The 21419-nt window shown below is 40.1% G+C and carries 19 protein-coding genes; 3 read left to right on the top strand and 16 right to left on the bottom strand.

The genetic code is table 11. The features are described from left to right. Positions 1-267: 267 nt before the first annotated feature. The 14 genes from ACSX1H_RS15535 to ACSX1H_RS15470 all read right to left on the bottom strand — a co-directional run bounded on the left by ACSX1H_RS15535 (position 268) and on the right by ACSX1H_RS15470 (position 17662). Complete coding sequence (locus tag ACSX1H_RS15535; protein WP_439185146.1) at positions 268-2724, bottom strand: DUF6359 domain-containing protein; 2457 nt, start codon at positions 2722-2724, stop codon at positions 268-270. A gap of 60 nt (positions 2725-2784) precedes the next feature. Then, complete coding sequence (locus ACSX1H_RS15530; protein WP_439185145.1) at positions 2785-3825, bottom strand: endonuclease I family protein; 1041 nt, start codon at positions 3823-3825, stop codon at positions 2785-2787. 6 nt (positions 3826-3831) lie between these two features. Continuing rightward, the gene (locus tag ACSX1H_RS15525; protein WP_439185144.1) at positions 3832-4752 is read right to left on the bottom strand and encodes a hypothetical protein; all 921 of its coding nucleotides are present in this window, start codon (positions 4750-4752) and stop codon (positions 3832-3834) included. 11 nt (positions 4753-4763) lie between these two features. Beyond that, a complete protein-coding gene (locus ACSX1H_RS15520; RefSeq protein WP_439185143.1) occupies positions 4764-7346 on the bottom strand; it encodes a TonB-dependent receptor in 2583 nt (860 codons plus the stop codon). A 230-nt stretch (positions 7347-7576) separates the two neighbouring features. After that, positions 7577-8146: a TetR/AcrR family transcriptional regulator gene (locus ACSX1H_RS15515; protein ID WP_439185142.1), complete on the bottom strand. Its 570-nt coding sequence runs from the start codon at positions 8144-8146 to the stop codon at positions 7577-7579. Between the two features lie 339 nt (positions 8147-8485). After that, complete coding sequence (locus tag ACSX1H_RS15510) at positions 8486-9508, bottom strand: aldose epimerase family protein (RefSeq protein WP_439185141.1); 1023 nt, start codon at positions 9506-9508, stop codon at positions 8486-8488. A gap of 78 nt (positions 9509-9586) precedes the next feature. Then, a complete protein-coding gene (locus ACSX1H_RS15505) occupies positions 9587-10861 on the bottom strand; it encodes a galactokinase (protein ID WP_439185140.1) in 1275 nt (424 codons plus the stop codon). Between the two features lie 19 nt (positions 10862-10880). Then, positions 10881-11933, bottom strand: a complete 1053-nt coding sequence (locus tag ACSX1H_RS15500; protein WP_439185139.1) for a UDP-glucose--hexose-1-phosphate uridylyltransferase — start codon at positions 11931-11933, stop codon at positions 10881-10883. 26 nt (positions 11934-11959) lie between these two features. Then, positions 11960-12658, bottom strand: coding sequence for an NUDIX hydrolase (locus tag ACSX1H_RS15495; RefSeq protein WP_439185138.1), 699 nt, complete (start codon positions 12656-12658; stop codon positions 11960-11962). Between the two features lie 188 nt (positions 12659-12846). Beyond that, entirely contained in the window at positions 12847-13824 is a 978-nt protein-coding gene (locus tag ACSX1H_RS15490) for an ROK family protein (RefSeq protein WP_439185137.1), read from the bottom strand. A gap of 90 nt (positions 13825-13914) precedes the next feature. Then, positions 13915-15168 carry an MFS transporter gene (locus ACSX1H_RS15485; RefSeq protein ID WP_439185136.1) on the bottom strand — a complete coding sequence of 418 codons (1254 nt, stop codon included), beginning with the start codon at positions 15166-15168 and terminating at the stop codon, positions 13915-13917. Between the two features lie 296 nt (positions 15169-15464). Continuing rightward, positions 15465-16046, bottom strand: coding sequence for an FKBP-type peptidyl-prolyl cis-trans isomerase (locus ACSX1H_RS15480; protein ID WP_439185135.1), 582 nt, complete (start codon positions 16044-16046; stop codon positions 15465-15467). A gap of 70 nt (positions 16047-16116) precedes the next feature. Further along, positions 16117-16647, bottom strand: coding sequence for an FKBP-type peptidyl-prolyl cis-trans isomerase (locus tag ACSX1H_RS15475; RefSeq protein ID WP_439185134.1), 531 nt, complete (start codon positions 16645-16647; stop codon positions 16117-16119). Continuing rightward, complete coding sequence (locus ACSX1H_RS15470) at positions 16634-17662, bottom strand: DHH family phosphoesterase (RefSeq protein ID WP_439185133.1); 1029 nt, start codon at positions 17660-17662, stop codon at positions 16634-16636. Before ACSX1H_RS15470 ends, ACSX1H_RS15475 begins: the two co-directional genes overlap by 14 nt. Positions 17663-17766: 104 nt before the next feature. Here ACSX1H_RS15470 and ndk point away from each other — a divergent pair, with 104 nt between their 5' ends. Then, positions 17767-18198: a nucleoside-diphosphate kinase gene (gene ndk, locus ACSX1H_RS15465; protein WP_439185132.1), complete on the top strand. Its 432-nt coding sequence runs from the start codon at positions 17767-17769 to the stop codon at positions 18196-18198. Between the two features lie 199 nt (positions 18199-18397). Here the strand turns inward: ndk and ACSX1H_RS15460 are convergent, their stop codons facing one another. Both ACSX1H_RS15460 and recF read right to left on the bottom strand, forming a co-directional pair. Then, positions 18398-18688 (bottom strand): DciA family protein, encoded by a 291-nt coding sequence (locus tag ACSX1H_RS15460; RefSeq protein ID WP_439185131.1) that lies wholly within the window; start codon positions 18686-18688, stop codon positions 18398-18400. Positions 18689-18743: 55 nt separating this feature from the next. Next, on the bottom strand, positions 18744-19901 hold the full coding sequence (gene recF, locus ACSX1H_RS15455) for a DNA replication/repair protein RecF (RefSeq protein WP_439185130.1): 1158 nt from the start codon (positions 19899-19901) through the stop codon (positions 18744-18746). A gap of 176 nt (positions 19902-20077) precedes the next feature. Here recF and ACSX1H_RS15450 point away from each other — a divergent pair, with 176 nt between their 5' ends. Together ACSX1H_RS15450 and ribH are read left to right on the top strand one after the other, a co-directional pair. Continuing rightward, the gene (locus ACSX1H_RS15450) at positions 20078-20764 is read left to right on the top strand and encodes a tetratricopeptide repeat protein (protein ID WP_439185129.1); all 687 of its coding nucleotides are present in this window, start codon (positions 20078-20080) and stop codon (positions 20762-20764) included. 72 nt (positions 20765-20836) lie between these two features. Then, entirely contained in the window at positions 20837-21331 is a 495-nt protein-coding gene (ribH, locus tag ACSX1H_RS15445; protein ID WP_439185128.1) for a 6,7-dimethyl-8-ribityllumazine synthase, read from the top strand. Positions 21332-21419 lie beyond the last annotated feature (88 nt).

The raw sequence follows: 21419 nt of genomic DNA, 5'->3' as shown, positions 1-21419 counted from the left end.
ATTCTGGGTAAATATCCATTAAACATACCAAAAGTAATTAACATTTATTATCACTTTATTAACAATTGTAAACTTTATCCATTTTATTCCGCTACTTTGCTATGCGCAATATTATAGTTTGTTGCCCATCATTTTCGAACAAAAACTATCCATATTGTTGCTCTCATTTGGTTAAATAAAAAGCTATCCATAAAATTTGAACATAAAAAAAACTGCCTCAAATTGCTTTGAGACAGTTATTAATTTTAAATTGTTTATCAATCTTTATTATTCTGGGATAATTTCAAATTGCTCCGCTGTTGATACGCCTTTTAGGCCTGCATGCGTGTCAAAATAATTCGTCAAATTACCATTGAGTTTAACAAGTTTTCCTAAAGAGGCTCCGGCAGTTGAGCTTAAACCTAATTGGGTTCTGGCTGCCGAACCAGTACCTGATAATTGAACATAAATCATTTTCTCAGTATCAGTTTCACCCGCAGAGGTTGCTATTGCGATATTACTATCCGAAGTGATTTCCAATGCCTCTTTGGTTACGGTCGCAGGTGTACCAGAGACAACAAAACCAACTATATAGCCTTGTACCCATGCTTTTGAATTATCCTGTATACCAATTGCCTCTTCAACAGTATAAGGATCTTCTTTTGTTCCTCCTTCTACAGGAGGCACCGTATTGTAATCTCCATAAGTAAAGTCGTCAACTCTAAATGTTGTAGAACCTCCTGTGCTACCTTCACCATGGTAATAGAATGCGATATATTTATATCCTGAATAGGCTGATAAATCAATCTCGCCAGACTCAATCCATGCATTATTAGCATCCGTTTCAGAAGCCAACAATGCATCTGTCAGCTCAATCTTTATAGCGGTAGAAGGATCCGTTCCATTTAGCAGATACACCTTGAATTCGGTTGTAGCCGACCAATAAGCCTTAGCTGTCTTAAATGATACCTTTTTATTAGTGGCTCCATCAATATCTAGTGCTGGTGAAATTAACCAAGATGTATATGTATCGAGATCACCATTATAGCCAGACATCTGTGCATACATATTTCCATTAAATTCATTGTATGACCACTGCTTATCGACTCCATCTATACTGTTTACGGTTTTCCAGTTACTCATCATAACAACATCATTTTTAACACCATCACTAAAATCGTAGAATAACTCTGAAACTGGAATAATTGGTTCTTCAGGAGCATCATAATCTCCATAAGTAAAATCATCAACTCTAAATGATGTTGAACTACCTGTTGTTCCTTCGCCATAATAGTAGAAAGCAATACGCTTTACTCCAGAATAGGCAGATAAATCAATGCTACCTGATTCAACCCAGGCATGATCAGCATCAGATTCTCCAGCCAATGTGGCACTCAGTTCAACCATATTATCAGTTTCGGGGTTAGTTCCATCAATTAAATAAACCTTAAACTGTGAACTTGCTGCCCAGTATGCCTTAGCTGTTTTAAAGGAAACTGTTTTATTAACAGCACCTTCAATATCTAAAGGCGGTGAAATCATCCATGAAGTATAGTTAGCTTCAGTGCCATTAAAACCAGATGCCTGTGCATACTTATTTCCATTTTTACTGTTTTCATTGAAAGACCAACCTCGATCAGCACTTGGGTTTTTATTAACTGTAAGCCAACCATTAAGTTGAATCTTATCATATTTAGTTCCATCTGAGAAATCATAAAAAAGAGAGGTCACTGGATCAACTTCAACAGGAATATCTTCCACATCACCATATATGAAATCATCAACCCTAAAGGACGTCGAACTGCCAGTGGTTCCTTCACCAAAGTAGTAAAACGCAATGTATCTAATACCCGAATAAGCTGATAAATCTATATCTCCTGATTCTATCCAAGCATGATCATCATCTGCTTCAGTGGCTAAAAGAGCGGTCAGTTCAGTTTTGTTAGCTGTCAACGGATCTGAACTGTCCATAATATAAACTTTAAACTCTGAGCTTGCTGCCCAATATGCTTTAGCAGTTTTAAAGGATACAATCTTTCGATTTGTGTTATCCAAATCCAATGGAGGAGTTATCATCCATGAAGTATAGTTAGCTTCTGTGCCATTAAAACCGGATGCTTGTGCATATTTATTTCCAGTATCACTATTCTCATTATATGACCAACCTCTGTCTGCTCCAGCTTTAGCGTCTATAGTTAACCATCCATTCAGAGAAATTTTATCATACTTGGTACCATCCGAGAAGTCATAAAAAAGAGAGGTTACCGGTGGATCAACACCTGGATCAGTCGCAGGATTAAATTCAACCAACTGCAGATCAAATGTTGTTAATTGCCCTTGAACAATATTATCAGATTGAGGCAGAAGCAACTCTGGTGCAATCTCCTTAGCTCTTTCATCATCTTTTGTTACTGCTAAATAAACTGGTAAAAAACTTTTGTCCAATAATACGGCTTGTTTAACTTCCCAGTTACCATGCTCCATATCAAATGGTACAGTAAATATTAGACCATCTGTGGAAATTTTCTCAATCTCCAACTTTGCTTCAACAGTCACGTCATTATATTCCCGATAAAAACTCACCTTTATGGTGTAATCTTCTTTATCTGAGTCGCTAATTGTTTGAGGTACTGAAACGGAAAACTGAACTTTTCCTTTATGAATCACGTCACCTGTCTCATCCACACAAGAGCAGATTATGAGTGAAAGGAAAAATATTGATATATAAATTAAATGCTTTTTCATAGTTATAATTTTTATAATCATTTACTAGATTATTGGAATTTAGAGCTGATTATCGACAGATTAGTTTTCTGAAAATATAACTCCTCCATCCCATTCTTCATTTTGTTTATCTCCGAAAATAAAATCAACTAATTCCGGATGATCAACGAAAGGGTTTCTGTTTTTCTGAAACTTAAACACTACATTATTACGCTTAATTTCATATGGATCAACAGGATCAGTACTATGCCATTTTAGGAGATCAGTTAACTTACCTTGGCGAGGTTCATTGGCAGAATTATAAGCTCTATCATCCAGAACAAGTTTATTATCCTTATTCCAGCGAACAGCCATATACATAAGTGTTCTTGCAACATCTCCTCTTGCTGATTTCATAGGCACATATGAGTAATCTCCGTGCGTACCATAAAAATTTACATCATCTGGCTTTTCTTCAAAATCTCTATTGCTTTTATCGGAATTCACACTTGAATCTTCTGCTCTTAAGTTATGGCCATCGGTTGCCGCTCCTTTATCAGCAGTTTCGCCAACACCACGACTCCTGGCCCATATATGTTCACGATTCCATTTACCTGTTCCATTTTCTGAACCTTGCTGATTTGATTTAAGATTTGTCATTTCCTCATAGCTCAACCATACTTTGGTATTGTCCAAGGGATCTTCATCTGCTTCTTTTGTTAATTCCCAAATTCCAGGCGTATATGTAAGCTCGTAATGATTTTTAGTAATGATTTCAGCAATTGCGGCACGAAGTTCATCTCCCTTCTTTCCTACAGCAGCCGAATAGTAACTTTTTATATCATAACTTGTATTTCCTGCAATATCATATGCAACTGAAACAACGTGATACTTAGCAGTATCGGTATACTGTGGAGGTTGTCCACTTACAATAATCCTCCCACTTTCATCAACTTCAGGAATAATATACTTGTAAGATGTTGTCGTACCTTCGTCACCACCGCCATCAGGCTTCTTATCATTAGGATCGATATAATCAGGAGGCAAAACCTCCCCATTATCGCCACCTGAATCACAAGCTGATAAGGAAAAAAGTGCTAAAATAAAGTAGAGTATACTAAACTTCAATAAATAATTTTTCATATCAGATTATTTTTTCACTGAGAAAACGGGACCAGATAATAGTTCGAACTGTGGCTCTGGCGATGCCTTGATGCAGTTAAAGTTACATGTCATAATCTGGTTACTTCTATCATCAAATCGACAGGTTCCTAAAACTTTATAGGTTATTGTTACCCCATTGGATAGAATCTCTGCACCAGACTCCATATAATGCTGCTGCAACACTACATTCATAGCTTCGACTACTCGCTCAATCAACACCTCTTCTAATTTTACAAGGTCATTTGCGTCATACAGAGCAGCAAGGACAGGATCTATTTGAGCTTCTCCTTCCATTTCCCTCGAACTATTGGCTCTATTATGAAATACAAGATCAAAATTGTAATATTTAGCCGTTGACCCATAATACAGGTCTCGACCAAATGGTAAATACCTCGCCTCCCAGTACTTGCCTAGTTCTTCACTGGCCTTAACGTAATCAGTTATGTATTGATAAAAAGCATTATCTGAATTCATGTCAATTTCAATCACAGGGGAGAATTTCCAAAAACGAGCAGGCTGCATTTCATAGTATTCTAACACAGCAACAACTTCTTCACCTATGGACTCGGAAGCTCTAAATGAAACTTCGGAAATAGATTTGATTCCAAACCCTTTAAAAACGTCATCAATAACCTTTGGAATATACTTCACTGACATACCTGGATATAGAACTGTGTCTACAGCAATTTGCTCCGCCATTTCCAGCTCTTTTGGTGTTTGAGCATCTTCCTTAGCCATTTTACTAATCGTTAAATAGTCAGCGGGTTTCAACTCATATTTAAGATCCTTTCTTAGTGGTCCAGAATAGGCATTATCCAACTCGTCTCTTATATCATCTAACGGTTCACAAGCAATAGCCAGCAGCCCCATTAGGACAATTATTATATAGTGTGTTCTAAAATTCATGATTAAGTGTATTAAAAGTTAACCTTCATTCCAATTGAAAAAGTTCGCCCAAAGCCATAATAGACAGGTGATGTTTGCCAGTTATGCTCAACGCCATCGTCTGCATCAGCAATATATTCTGTATCAAATATATTGGTTACTTTTCCGAAAATTCTCGACTTTAATCCATTAATTTTAAAATTATAGCTGGCATTTACGTCAAATAAATACACATCTGGTAATTGCCAGGCATTAACCCCACTACTGGCAATCGTAGTTCTGTTAGTTGGATCAAAATCAGCGAAGTTACTCCCATAGTAGTTTCCATCAACACCAATCTTAAATGAATTAAAGAAGCGATAATCAATACCCAGAGCTGCAGTTGTTTGGGCCGAATTACCTACATTAACATCTTTAACATACGCATTATACTCACCAATGAAGTTTCCTGCATCATCAAACTCCTGGAAATAAACATCATCAATATAGGTCCAGTCGCCCACTGAAGCCATAGCCTTTAATGTTAATTCTCTTGTTGGCTTATAGGTCAACTCAAACTCTACACCTTGATGGAGAGAACTCAACCCTAGAAGACTGAAACTCTGACCTTGAAAACTTTGAGTGAGTCCCTGGTCTCTCCACTCTGTTCGATAAAGCCCAAGTTTAACATTCAAATTTCTTGAGCGGTACCCATATCCGGCTTCAAACGTTAGCACCTTCTCATATTTAGGATCATCGATTAATTCATTAGTATACCCATCAAAAACAAATTTGACAAAAGGAGCTCTTGTAAAATATCCAGCGTTAGCAAAAACATTATGGTTATCATTAATATTGTAGTTAGCTCCTCCTTTGATACTCCATGAAATAAAGTTGACCCAATCTGACTTCTGATTGCCAACCTCATATTGGAAGAAATCAATACGGCGAACAGTTTGTGCCGAAGCTGAAGCCGACAAGAATGCCGTAAAGCGATCAAACTCCATTTCTCCCTGGGCGAATAACCCGTTCCAAAGCACCTGCATATCGTTGTTATAACTATACTTATCTCCAATTCTAAGAGGTGTGTTTATTGGTCGGTTTATATTGGAATTATCTATATGAAACTGCCCCCCAAGCAAATCATCAACTTCTTCGTAGTGATGGCCAATATAGTAGCGAGAATCAACACCAAAAGTTAGGTTAATATTATCAACTTTGGTATTTAATGTTGACAATAAACCATACCATTCATGGCTATTTACGGCATTACCAATTACAAAGTCAGATTGTCCACCAATACTAGCATTATGCGCAATCATTTTGTCCCAATTAATTAAGCCATCACCAGTACGCCATTCCATACTGTTAAACTTATGGTTATTCCTATCGTACTCTACCTCGGTTGCTTTATCTCCTCTTAAACGACGTCCTCCACCGCTAGAAATTGACGCATAAAGAGAGGTTGCTAACTGTGTATTATTATCGATAGTCCAATAATGATTTAAAGACACCTGTGGTTTGTGATAGAAATTATAGCCATACCCACCGCCGTAGATTTTTCCATCTCGTATACCATACTCAGAGTTAAATTTATATCCTGCTGAATTGGAGAATGGTAAATTTGAATTTTGGTTTTCAAATGTTGAAATTAAATGTTTATTTCCTCGCTGATTATGCCACTGAGGAGCTCCAAATGCTTGTAAAGATAAACGATGTTTGTCGTTTATAACTTTGGTGATGTTGGCAAAATAGTTATAACCTCTGAAGTTTGTCCCATTTATATAACCGTCGCCTCCTACGGTACCTCCAAGCAAAGTAATTGCCCAGCCATTATCCATTAACCCAGTTGACACATTAAAGCTAAACTTTTGATAACCATCATTCCCCATACCTGCATAAAAGGAGCCACCTTTTTCTGCATCAGCACTCTTTGTGATGATATTCATTGTACCACCAACGGAAGAAATTGCTAATTTTGAAGCTCCTAATCCGCGTTGCACCTGCATTACCGATGTCACATCTGATAAACCTGCCCAATTAGAAAAGTAAACCCTCCCATTCTCCATATCATTTACAGGTATACCATTTATTAAAACCCCAATATTGCTGGTATTAAAACCTCTGATATTAATCCTGGAATCTCCAAAACCTCCTCCTCCTTTTGTGGCATAAACAGATGGCGTAGACTTCAGAACTTCAGGGAACTCTTGATTACCAAGCTTTTCCTCAATTACTGTTGCTGGTAAATTTGAAATAGCGACTGGTGTTTTCCGGTCAGTCGCAAAAGATGCCACAACAGATACCTCTGTTATTCCTAAAGACGAAGACTCCATTTTAATTACCCCTAAATCAGTATCTCCTTTAACATTTAGGCTTCTTGTTTGATCTACAAATCCCAAATAGGAAAATTGTAGATTATGCTTTCCATTACTTAAAGTAATTTCAAATGACCCATCATAGGCGGTTACGGTTCCAATACTATTATCTGCCTCAAGGTAAACTGCAACACCTATTAGTGGTTCTTTGTTACTAGCATCAATAACACTACCAGTAACTTTCGACTGGGCTATTACTGCGGTAACATTCAACATAATAAGAGAACAGCAGAGCGCTGTTAATACATGTTTTTTCATTGTGATGTGTTTGGTTAGTAATCAATTACTGTATGCCAATTTTTGTTAATTATATTATCTATGCAAAGATTAAAAACTAGACCAATGGGTCGGTTTTCTAAATGTTAAAATTCTGTTAATTCTGTATAAATGACTAAAAAAAATCACAGAAATAATTAACATTTTTTAATAAGTTATCAACAAAATGGCGCTCGGTATGTAACCAAACAAATAATATGAATAGTAAAATGCTATTTAGAAGATCTCTGCTTATTAGCTACCCCATCCCAATACATATCGAAGGCCGCATCAAACTCTTCGGAAAAACTCTTTAGGGGCTTGGGTAAGCTCAAGAAGTAGTTGGCTGTAGCGCGGGTAAAGGCAAAATCGAAGAAAGCAATCATATCTGTTTTATAAGCCTTTAATATACCCATATTCACCTTTTGCATAATAAAACGACGAGGGCCTTCCTTGGTATCTTCAACAAGTTCGAAGTGCAGCTTCATATACGGACTCGACTCAAAGATATTGATGTAGTGAAACTTAACCGGATGAGCAATGAACCACCTTACAATACCACTAAATACCTGTTTGGTGTTTTCTTTCTGATCCTCGGTAAGCACATTTACACACTGCTCTTCCACCTCAAACATCAGCTGTTTGTAAATGTCGATAATTAACTGCTCCTTACTGGCAATGTGATGATACAGGGTGCCTTTAGCGATACCAATGCGCTCAATTAACTCATTGACTGAAGCTGCAAAACCTTTTTCAACAAATAGTTCCATTGCTCCATTATAAATATCCTTCTTTTTACTCATCACTGCCTGTTTTAACCCCGCGAAGGTAAAGTAATTTTAAAGCATATAAAAGAGGTATCTAAATCAATATAGTCGGCTCTTGCCACTTGACTTTTAATAAGTCCGCTCATATACACTCTCATCATAGCTGCAGGCGACCTGACATGAGCACCATTCCAGGTGTTAAAAAAAGAGGTTGCCCGCTATTCTAAGTAGATGACAACCTCATGAATCATTATATAGACCCTACAGCTTCTATTGGTCTCGCAAGTCGGCATCTTACCAGCTGGTAATCAAGACCAGGAAAAAGCCAGGTGCGTAAAACCAGGAGCCATAAGTGTTTAATTACTGCAGTATTAATTAGATAAATTTATACACGCATGTATGCCTGTAATGCTCCTCAGCTTTTAAGGTAGCTTCAGGAAAATGTGCCTTATTGGGCGAATCTGGGAAAATTTGCGTTTCCAAAGCTAACCCGGCCCATTTTTCAATAGGTCGCCCTTGCTTACCTGTTTCGGAACCATCAAAATGACTGGCAGTATACACCTGCACGCCTGGCTGATCGGTATACACCTCCATGCATCGGCCCGATAACGGACTTTCGAGGCGCGCTGCCAACTTCAGCGAACCATCATAGCCATTGATCACAAAGTTATGATCGATGCCATCCACCAGCTTCACCTGCGGACAATCAGCCTGTAAAGCCTCTTTAATTTTTTTAGCAGCCGTAAAATCCATTGATGTATCTTTTACCTCCGCAATTTCGCCAGTAACCGTACCTATTTCGCCATCAATTGGGGTAAACTTATCGGCATTAAGAGTTAGCTCATGCTCAGCAATAGTACCAGCACCAGCCCCATCCAGGTTGAAATAGGCATGAGATGTTAGGTTAATAATTGTATCCTTATCAGCCACTGCATCGTACTCTATTACCAGCTCATTATCTTCTGTTAAACCATAGGTAACAATGGTAGTGAGCTCCCCTGGATAGCCCTGATCACCATCGGGACTTACCAGAGTTAGTTGACAGGCCTGCGCAAACTGCGGCAACTCCACCTGTTCAACTTCCCAGGTACGCAGATTAAAACCATCAGTCCCACCGTGCAAATGATTGGGACCATTGTTGGTTTCCAATTGGTAAGATTGTCCGTTGAGCTCAAACTCTCCCTTTACAATGCGATTGGCATAACGGCCGCAGATAGCCCCATAATAGGCATCCCCTGCCAGCGCCTCTTCAACCGTATCATAACCAATTACCACATCGGCTACTTCACCTTTGGCATTGGGAACTTTGATGGAAGTAATCTGTCCTCCCCGTGCAATAAAGGTTACTTCAACCCCTTTGCTATTTTTTAGTGTAAACACGTCTGCTGCGTTAGTCATAGTATTTTCTTTTAAAAATTGGTGTAGCTAGTATCACCCCGCACAGGCAGCCCGTGCCCATGCAGGATGTTAAACAATTTATAGGTCTACTTTAACCGCACCCTTGGAACGAATAAATAACTTATGACAATTTCCTTTGCCAAATACCAATTCCAGTGTTGAGATGTAATCATCTAATAAATCATTAGGTACGAAAGCCTGAATAGTACCGGCAAAACCGCCACCATGCACGCGCCAAGCTCCTTTACCCTTCAGTATCAACTCACTTAAGGCCAGTGCTAAAGCTACATTCTGATGTTTCGTTTCGCCACCTACAAAAATATTTTGATTGTACATGTATGAGCTAAAACCCGATTCTACAACCAGTTCCAGAAACTTGTTAAAATCACCCGACTCTAAAGCTTCCACCTGATAAACAACCCGGGAGTTATCGGCCTGAAAGTGGATTGAACGTAACAAAGCACGGTCCCCTACTTTTTCGCGAATAGCCGGAATGCCTTTTACCACATCTTCCATCGACAGTGGACGCAATACTTCTTGTCCCAACTCCTTTGCTACCGCTTTCATCTCACCCGGAAGCGCGTTATACTCTTCATCGAGCCCACCATGACTTCCTCCTGTATTGGTAATTACCAATGAGTAACCAGTTTTAGCAAAATCAAAATCCAAAGCCTTTACTACCGGGTTTGCTTTATCAGCAAAGTCGATGGTAATAAACCCACCCACTGCACAGGCTGTCTGATCCATCAAACCACAGAATTTTTTACAGGCATGCTCGGCTTTCTGGCCAATCTTGGCATTATCAACCGGATCTAATTTGCCATCATTAAATAAGTTGCTAAAAATAGCACCAATCAACACCTCGAAAGACGCCGACGAGCTTAAGCCCGATCCCTCTGGCACACTGCCATGAATAACCGCATCGAAACCAGCTATTTCAAAGCCCAAAGCTTTAATTTCTTTTGCAATTGTGCGAACAATATTGCCCGGCGTTAACTTAAACTCTGTTACCTCCAGCTCGTTAAGGTCCACCTCAAAAGGCTCAAAACCTACTGAAGTAATTCGCACCTGGTTAGTGCCATTAGGAGCAGCTACTGCAATGTTATCGAGGTTAACAGCCCCGGCCAGAACACGACCCAGCTGATGATCGGTATGATTACCGCCCACTTCGGTACGACCAGGTGAACTTAAAAGCATCACATCATCGCTGCCATATATACTTTTAAACTCATTGATGTATTTAATATAACGATCAGCCTGAGCTTTTAACACAGCCTCATCGGCTCCATATAACTCTTTAAAAAACGGATTATTTCCTCCGTTGATTTTCTCAATTAAACTTGTTATTTGCATCTCTATACTGAATTAAGTGTTATTGTTTATTTTTTTTGTAGTGAACTGTTGGCAAATCGCGTAAGCGCTGAGCGGCCTGTTCGGCTGTAATATCACGCTGTGCATTGGCCATCATTTCGTAACCTACCATAAATTTCTTAACAGTGGCCGAACGCAGCAATGGCGGATAAAAATGCATATGTAAATGCCACTCCGGATGCTCCACACCATCGGTTGGCGCCTGATGAATACCGGCCGAATATGGGAATGACACCTCAAACAGGTTATCGTACATAACGGTCAGTTTTTTATAGGCATCCGCCAGGGCTATGCGCTCTTCATCTGTTAGTTGCGCGATATTCGCTACCGCTCGTTTGCTAACAATCATGGCCTCAAATGGCCAGGTGGCCCAGAAAGGCACCAACGCCACGAAATGCTCGTTTTCAACCAAAATGCGCTCACCAGCCTTCAATTCATCGGCAACGTAATCTTCCAAAAGCGTTTTGCCATGTTTATCGTAATAGGCTTTCTGCATGGTAGCCTCCTTGGCCGGCTCTACCGGCACTGAGTACTGCCCCCAAATTTGCCCATGTGGATGTGGGTTGCTACACCCCATAGTATCACCTTTGTTCTCAAAAATTTGAACATGGTTGATGTAGTCCAAGGCACCAATAGAACGGTACTCCTCACTCCACAAGTCGACTACTTTGCGGATATCAGCCACTTCCATCTCCGGAATGGTTAAATCGTGACGTGGTGAGAAACAAATGACCTTACAGAAACCTCGTTCGCTCTCAGCCCTGAACAAGTCGCCATTGGTATACTTCCCCTCAGGAATGTCAGGCACAAGTGCACTAAAGTCATTCTGAAAAACAAATACATCCTTGTAATCAGGATTTTGAAGACCTCCAGCCCGCTCATTACCGGGACACAGGTAACATTTCTCGTCGTAGGCCGGACGTTCTTCAATGGCTGGCTTTTCAACTTTTCCCTGCCAGGGGCGCTTGGTTCTGTGAGGTGATACCAATACCCAATCGCCAGTTAATGGGTTGTACCTGCGATGCGAATGTTCAGTAAATTCAAATTGTTCCATAATCTTATAAAGTGCAGTTAGTAGTATTATATTGAACGTTTAAATATTGGATCGGTGAATTCGGCCTCCTGCTTTGGTTTGAACTTAAAATAGTAAGCTCCCTTTCGTGAGTCCGACATATCTTTCTCATCAAGCCGCTCCAACACTTTGAGCGATAATATTTTTTTTCGGAAGTTACCGGGATCAAATTGTCGCTGAAAAAGCTGATCGTATAAGTTACGCAGCCTGGTAATGGTAAACTTTTCGGGCAAGAGTTTCCGGCCAATTATTTCGTAGCTGGAACGCAGCCTTAACATCTCCAAGGCTTTTTCAACTAATAAATCGTGATCGAAAATAAGCTTGGGCAAGGCCTCCAGTGTAAACCACTTGGCTCCATAATCTTTAATCAGATCAGCCACTTCCGCATCAATTTTTATCAAAGCATAATACTCCACGGTTATTACACTGCCGCCCGGGTCGCGGTTAGGGTCAGAAAAGGTATGCACCTGCTCAAGGTACACATCTTCCAGTCCTGTCAACTCCCTGAGTACGCGGCGTGCAGCATCCTCAGTTGATTCATTGGTGTGTACCCATCCGCCCAGCAAGGACCATTCTCCTTTAGCCGGCTCAATATCACGTTCAAAAACCAGCAACTTAAGTTGCTCTTCTTCGTAGCCGAAAATAACACAGTCAACAGCCACAAAGCGTTTGTTTTCCTGATATTGATCATAAATACTTGTGTTCATACTTACAAATATAAAAGTAAATTCTACTTTTATATTATTTTAAAGGTAAAATTTACTTTTATTAGAGCATCTATCTAAACCCCTGGTATATTTACTCCCTATACTATAAAATAGCTCCAGATAAATAGCACACAAAAAAAGCCTGCCCGGAATATCCGAACAGGCTTTTTTAATGCTATAAATCTATACTACTTCTCTAATTCCTTCCAGGCAAGCGCACTTGCTCCAACAATTGCTGCATCACCAGCATTCAGTTTAGAGGATAATATCTGAATTTTATTTTTAAAGATAGGCAGCAGGTGCTTTTCCATGCTATCGCGGGTTGGCTTCATAATTAATTCGCCAGCCGCAGTAGGACCACCAAATAAGAATACCGCCTCAGGACTTAAATGATGAACTGTATCGGCAATTCCTTGTCCCAAATGGTGTCCTGTCAGCTCAAACACTTCCAGCGCCACCTTGTCTCCAGCCACTGCCGCATCAAATATCATTTTTGATGTCAAATCATTATAGGTGTGGTTGGCCAGTGGACTATCCGTAGCATTGTACTTAGCGAGCAGCTCAAAAGCAGTTCGTTTCATACCAGGTGCCGAACAATAGGCTTCGAGATGCCCTTTTGCACCACAGCCGCATAAACGACCATTTGGTACCAGTGTTGTATGTCCGCACTCACCCGCAAAACCATCGTGCCCATATACCAAATCACCATTAACCACTAATCCGCTCCCCACACCTGTTCCCAAGGTGTACATCACAAAATTCTTCATCCCTTTGGCACCACCGTATATCATCTCACCAATGGCGGCCGCATTTGCATCATTGGTTAAAGCAATGGCATCCATGCCCGGGAATCTGTCTTTTAACAACTTCACCACATGCACCACCCCTTTAAAGGATAAGTTTGGCGCATACTCAATGGTTCCGCTGTAATAATTACCATTAGGCGCTCCAACACCAATACCAATGATTTCGATTTCTTCATTCATCAACTTGGCATTGGTAATCAACGTATTGATAGCTACTGATAAGTCTTCAATATATTTATTAATATCGCCATGCGAAGGCGTTGAGATGTTATCCTTCGCCAATACATGTCCTAATTCATCGACTACGCCAATAGCAGTATTTGTTCCACCAATATCGACACCAACAGACACTTTTTTCATATGACTAGTTTTTAGTTAATAATGCTTTTATGCAAAACATGACTCCCTTAAAAGAGAGTCATGCTGAACTATTATTTGGATTTCTTTCGATTAACCTTTTTGATGAACCTTAGAACCAATTAATGCATAGTAAAGGATGTATAGCTCACCTAAAATAACCAAGGTCCATGTCCAGGCCCAGTTACCGCCAAGCATATCTGCCATCACACCTTGCAATAAAGGCAGGATAGCACCACCAATTACACCAATCATCAATGCTCCCGAGGCTTTAGAAGTGTATTTTCCTAGATCGGCTACTGCCAGAGAAAAGATACCACCCCACATAATAGAGTGTAACAGACCGATTCCAACTAAAAACCATGGGTTACCAGTAACCATAGAGATTAGGACTAAAACAGTCGCGCCAACAGAGGTAGTAACCAACTGCACTTTGGCGGAAATCTTACTTAAAGTACTACCGATTAAACGGCCCACTAACATACCACCCCAGTAAAGGGTTGCCATTTTAGCAGCAGCCTCGGCGAAAGAACCACCCAGCCACTCGGCATATACGTTAATATTAGCACCAATCGCCACTTCCACACCTACGTAAAAGAAGATACCAATTACACCTAATTTCAAGTGCGAGAAAGACCAAATACTTTTTTCCAGTTTTTCACCACCTTCGTTAGTTGTACCTTCAATGTTAGGCAAAGATAAACGACTTACAATAAAAATTACTAAGGCAATAGTAACTGCCAAAAGCATAAATGGAATGATAACTTTGTTGATATCCACTTCGGCCATTGACGCACCACCAAATACCAAACCAGACACAAAATAAGGTGCTGATGTAGTACCAATTGAGTTAGACGAACCACCAATGGTAATGCGCTGAATAGCACTTGTACCCTTCACCTTACAGGCTGTCAGATAAGGGTTAATTACCACCTGCATAATGGTTGCAGCTGCACCAACAACATAAGAACCAATAAGGAAAACAAAGAAACCTAATGGAATACCTGCTAAAACAACGCCATCTTTCATTGAACCCAGATAAGCAGATCCGGCTGTAATTAGCAAACCAACCACCATTACACCCAAGGCACGCAGCAGGGTGTTCTTGTATCCGAAACGGTCCACCCATTTCGACCCGGTATTACCTGTCAACGGATAAGCTAAAAACCAGGCAAAGGTTACCATAATGGTTAGTGTATTTTTAATCGATTTAATGCTCTCTGCTCCCAGAAACGCTTCGCGCAAAGGTGTTTGAAACTGCTGGAATACTACTGTTAAAAATCCTACAATAAAAAACAGGAATACCATTGTAATAAATGGCCCTAAATAACTCTTCTGCTGATTCATAATTCGATAATTAAATCCTAAGACAGGTTACCCCATCTTTCTTGTTTTTAGTTTGTGTATAAATAATTGTTATTGAATTTTATTTTTAAATACTTACGACCTTGCTCACAATCAATTTTGTATAGTTCCGATTGTACTATTTAAAAACGGAAAGCAAGATAATATTAAAATGTACATTTTTTACTACCTGTTTTAAAATATCCCTTATAAAAAATAGTTTTAAATTACCGGAAGACTTTCTATATCAAAAAAAAAGCCATCTCTGAAGGAGATGGCGGTGTTATAAAAATCATATTTTATTGTTCCATATAGGTTACTTTCAACTCGTAGATAGTCGTGTAATAGCCATTCACACCACCAATTGAAGATGGCAATACTATTTTTGCTTCTCCCCCAAAGCGCATATGCAACAATGCTTCGTTGAGCCCGATAGGCACGCCGCTTGCATTGGCTGTTGCGGCATCATTTACCGGAAAAGTTGTATAGCTTGCCGGATCTTCTGCATACTCATTGGTTCCAGCATAGGCCTCGTAAGTAACACCTGTTGAATCCTGTGCAATATTGAAAGCCGAAAAACGATAGGCGACTTTCTGAAAGGTTCTTATCGAATCGCCCCCGCCTACTTTAGTATGAAAGAGCATCAGCCCTGATTCTAAACGATGATCGACCGTATCAATTGCCGCTGCCGACATTGAATCTAAACGGATTGATCCGTCTTGCAGTTTCTCATTATAATATCTGTCTAACAGCTCGAGCTCCTCGGCAATTAATTCCTTGGGATTGATATAGTTATTATTATCATTACAAGCCGCAGCTCCCACTAAAAGTGCTATGGCACTTAGCAGTATCAGGTTATAGCGTATCTTATTATTCTTCATCTATTAGTAATTTATGTCAGCGTGACAAGCACACAAAGAAAATCATTTTTATGCAATCTTCAAACCTATTTTAAGGTGATACCCGGCTTCTTTGCACCTCAAGCACCTCAATATCCATTATTACGATGGCTAACTTAGGAATTTTGTTTCCGTCGCCAGACACGCCATGAGCCAGGTAAGGCGGAAGAATGAGTTTTGCTGTCGCACCGGGCTGCAGCATCTGCACAAACTGTTCGAGGCCGGCCTCTACATGCCCCCGGCCAACGGTAAACTCCATTAAACCATCGGTGGCTGATGCGTAACAAACCGTGCCATCCAACAGGCGAGTGGTATAGGCCAGTGTCACCACATCCTGATTGCGAATGGTATCGCCTGTACCCCTTTTATCAAGCCGATAATAATATCCTGTGCCCGATTTTTGCATCTCCAAATCATTATCGGCAATATATTGCTCAATAACATTCGCTTCAACGGCCACCATCTTTTTATTCATCTCCAGCAGCATTTCGCTGGTTATGCGCTTTTTCTTATCGGGTGCTTCTTTACAGGCAGCGGCACTAATAAGACATACAAAAATTAAGAGTGCTTTAATCGAATCCATTAGCTAAACAAAACTCTTTTAATACAACTTTAAAACGTTCTACCGTATCGCTTAAACTTAATTTTGACTCACCGCCAGCCGCATTATAATGACCACCACCATTAAAGTACTGCTCACTGAATTTATTGGCCGGGAAACCTCCCCGTGAACGAAATGAAATCTTGACCAGATCCTTTTTTTCGGTAAATAAAGCCGAAAGATTGACTCCTTCAATCCACAATGCTTGATTAACAAAGCCCTCTGTATCGCCTGGTTTGAAATTAAAACGCTTTAACTCGTCTTGGCTAAGTGCTATAAAAGCTGCTTTTTGAGCGGGTATTCTTTCCATCTTTTCGCCAAGGGCATGCCCCAAAAGACGCATGCGATCAAACGAATTATTATGAAATATCATGTGATGAATACGATCTTTGTCAATACCCATGCGCAACAATTCAGCAACAATCAGGTAGGTTTCCGGACGACTGGAATTATAGTTTAAAGAGCCCGTATCTGTCATGATCCCGGCATAAATGCACTCAGCGGCTTCACGTGTCACCTGCTCCTTAAACCCGGCTTCGCAAAGTACATGAAACAAAAGCTCACAGGTAGATGAGGCTTCGGGGACACTTATCTGTACTTCGGCCACATTTGCTTCGGGAAATGGGTGATGATCAATCATAATACGTGGGGTATCATCCTGCTCAAACACCTCGCCCATTAGTTTAATTCGCGACAAGGCATTAAAATCGACAAAGATAACCAGTTCACTTTCGGCAATGAGCTTTTTCGATTGCTTAACATTTTTATCGTAAATCAATACAGATTCCACTCCATGCATCCAGTTAAGAAAATCGGGAAACTCATTGGGTGAGATCACCGATACTTCTTTATGCATGTTTTGAAGTGTATTGAATAAGCCTAAAGCAGCCCCCAGCGCATCGCCATCGGGATTGTTGTGAGGAACAATTACAACTTTTTGACTGTTATGTATCTTAGTTTTAAATAAATCGATTTGTGATTTGTCTTGAATATTCATTGGTATTTTTTGTTGAATTGACAAAGATATAGATTTTGTAAGACTATTTTTTTTGTATTTTAGGAATTCTAATTTTTTACCTTACACTAAATTAATCAGCTACTATGGCAGGACTAAAAACACTTACCATGATTAAGCCTGGCGCCGTCAAAAACAGGCATATTGGAGCAATACTGAATATGATTGAGGAAGCCGGATTTCGCATTTCGGCCATTAAATCGTTAAAGTTAACCAAAGAAGATGCAGAAACATTTTATGAGGAGCATAGAGAGCGTCCATTCTTCCCCGATCTGGTTGACTTTATGTCTTCTGGGCCTATTGTAGCCGCTATACTTTTAAAAGAAAATGCCGTTGATGACTTCCGTAACCTGATTGGCAGTACCGACCCGGCAGAAGCCGCTGAAGGCACCATTCGCAGACTTTTTGCCAAAAGCAAGGCGCATAATGCTATCCATGGTTCTGACAGCGATGCCAGCGCCGACAGGGAATGTCACTTTTTCTTTAGCGATAAAGAGCTGCTGGAAAGAAATCCTTGAGAACCCATCAGCCCACACAACTGAACCTGATAAAAATAATGCAGCCCTTTGCCATTGCAAGGGGCTTTTTGCTGCATCCAAACCATTTATAATTATTAAAAACCGGCGACTCAGTTGATCAGTTACGCCTCCCTGACGCTATCCAAATTAACACACATCTTATTGTCAGACATACAGTGCGTCGCCTACTTTACACCATCTATCTAAATACAATATCTTTGACAATGTCGTCGCCAACTGCCTGATTCATATTGACAATTATTTTATCCTTCCACATCATTAATTCGTTGCGCAGCACACTCGATGTCATTTCGACATACAGCACGCCATTGCGTATATAGATACGGTGCGTAGCTCTGGCAACAGCCGGCCCCAATACTTTAGCCCAATAATGAACCGCCCTGTTTTCGAGCATGCCTTTATTCAGGTTTTGCTTCTTCAGCACCTCTTTTATTACATCACTAATGGCTTGTGTTTTTCGTCGACGCATAGATATTTTGTTTATTGGCTAAAAAAGTGACCTCATATTATAAGTTGTTTGCTAATCAAGTGGCAAGAATTTGTCCATTTGCCACATCAAACACCTTGTATTCTTTACCGGTTCGCTTAACGATGTCAACCAGATACGGTTTATTAGTATCGGTGATAAATATTTGATTAAATACATCCTCGGCTACCAGCTGCAACAACCGATTGCTACGGGCATCATCCAGTTTGTCAAATATGTCATCGAGCAACAGGATGGGCTTAATTCCGTTATGGTTATGTATAAACTCATACTGCGCCAATTTAAGCGCAATCAAAAACGTTTTCTTTTGCCCCTGAGAAGCAATTTTCTTTATCGAATACCCTCCCAGTAACAGTTCCAGATCATCTTTATGAATCCCCTTAGTGGTGTAACCCAACGCTATATCCTTGGCGCGTGCCTGAATCAGTTGCTCCTTTAATTCACCTTCGTGCAGATGGGATTTATAATTAAGCGCAATCTCTTCTTTCCCATCGGAGATATAAGAATAATATTTCTGAAAAACAGGTACCAATTCTTTTATAAATGCCACACGACGTTTGTAAATCCGGGTGGCTAACTGCTCCAGCTGCTCATCCCATAACTCCAGCATTGAATAGTTGCGCGACTGTGTTTCTTTCAGCTGCTTTAATGTGGCATTACGCTGCAGCAGCGAGCGGTTGTAACGCATCAAATCATCCAAAAAAGGCTTGTCATATTGCGAAATAACACCATCGATGTATTTACGCCGTTGCTCGCTTCCCTCGTTGATCAACTGCTCGTCGGAGGGAGATATCATTACCAATGGCAGCAGACCTATGTGTTCTGCCAGCTTACCATACTCTTTCTTATTGCGCTTAAAATGTTTTTTTTGCGCTTTTTTTAAGCCACAATAGATATGCTCCTCCTCCTCTTTTCGGTCGTAACGGCCCTGAACCACAAAAAACTCCTGTTCATGCATGATGTTTTGGCTATCAACCGAGTTAAAGTAGCTCTTACAAAAAGACAGGTAATACAAGGCATCCAGCACATTGGTTTTACCAGCACCATTCTCCCCAACTAAACAGTTGATACCCGGAGAAAAGCTTATTTCAGCCTGTGCAATATTTTTAAAATTAATAAGATTAAGGTGCCTGATGTGCATGTAAAATGGTTTTGTGCAAAAGTAACTAACCAAGTGGTATTGTTCAAAGTTCATATCCGTTTTTTTATCGTGTAAAAAGCGGTTCTTTTAAGCCTTTTAAATACCTGTTGGGCTCTTTGCTAGCTGTGATTCGCTAAATAATTTATCAATAAGTCTTAAAAAGTAATAAGCCACCTTTTGTTTTTAGGCCAAAACGATTACTTTTGGCATTCGAATAAAAATTTACTAACATGTCAAAAGAGAAACATACGCATCAAGACGATAGCTTCGAAAATGTAGAAAGCGCATTGAGTAAGACGGAGCACTTCATTGAGGAAAATCAGAACCGATTAAGTATGATTGCTTTGGCAGTCATTATTATAGTTGCCGGATACTGGGGAATTAAGAAATTTTATTTCTTGCCTTTAGAGCAAGATGCTCAAAAACAAATTTTTTATGCTCAGCAGTATTTTGAAAAAGACTCATTCAACCTGGCTTTGAATGGCGACGGACAAAATGCCGGTTTCCTTGAAATTATTGAAGAGTACGGTTCAACAAAAGCGGGTAACCTGGCCACATACTATGCCGGCGTTTCTAACCTTCATTTAGGCAATTACAATGAGGCAGTAAGCTATCTGAAAGATTTCTCGGCTGATGAAGAAATGGTGGCAGCAACCGCAACAGGTGCCTTGGGTGATGCTTACGCCGAATTGGGAGAGAATGATAAAGCAATTGCTCAGTATAAAGATGCGTCTTCATTCGATAATTCGTTAACAGCTCCAACCTATCTGATGAAGTTAGGAGTGATGTACGAAGCAAAAGGTGAGTATCAGAAAGCTGTTGAGGCCTACAAAACAATTAAAGACAAGTATGCAACATCGGCTGAAGCCCGTCAGGTGGACAAATACCTGACACGTGCCGAGCTTCAAACGAAGTAATTTGAACTAAAATATCAGCAAGAGGTTGTCTATATAGGCAACCTCTTTTATTTTTGCACAAAACACAAAACAATGGCAACAAGTCTTAAAAACTTATCAGATTACAACATAGCAGATGTTCCATCGGCTGCTGACATGAAGTTCGGCATTGTAGTATCAGAATGGAACACCGAAATTACTGAAGCCCTTTTCAAAGGGGCCTACGAAACATTGGTAAAACATGGTGCTTCGGAAGATAACATTATTAAAAAATACGTACCAGGCAGTTTTGAGCTGACAGCAGGCGCCAAGTACCTGGCTGAAATGACTGATGTGGATGCTGTAATTTGCTTAGGATGCGTCATCCAGGGCGACACACCACACTTCGATTTTGTTTGTCAGGGAGTAACACAAGGTATGACACTGTTAAATGTGCAATACCCCATTCCTTTCATCTTTGGTTTACTCACCACACTTGATCAGCAGCAAGCACTCGACAGAGCTGGTGGCAAGCATGGCAATAAAGGTGATGAAGGAGCGGTAACGGCCATTAAAATGGTGCACTTGAACCGTTCGCTTAAAAGCTAAGATGCATTTAAAATATTATAAGGTAAAGCCAGGACTTGTATCCTGGCTTTGCTGATCTATAAACCGTAGAGAACCTGTGCTCCACTTT

It is taken from the genome of Carboxylicivirga taeanensis, from assembly GCF_051851475.1.
Taxonomy (GTDB): domain Bacteria; phylum Bacteroidota; class Bacteroidia; order Bacteroidales; family Marinilabiliaceae; genus Carboxylicivirga; species Carboxylicivirga taeanensis.
The sequence above is the reverse complement of the archived record's forward strand: the minus strand, read 5'-3'. Positions and strand labels throughout refer to the sequence as shown.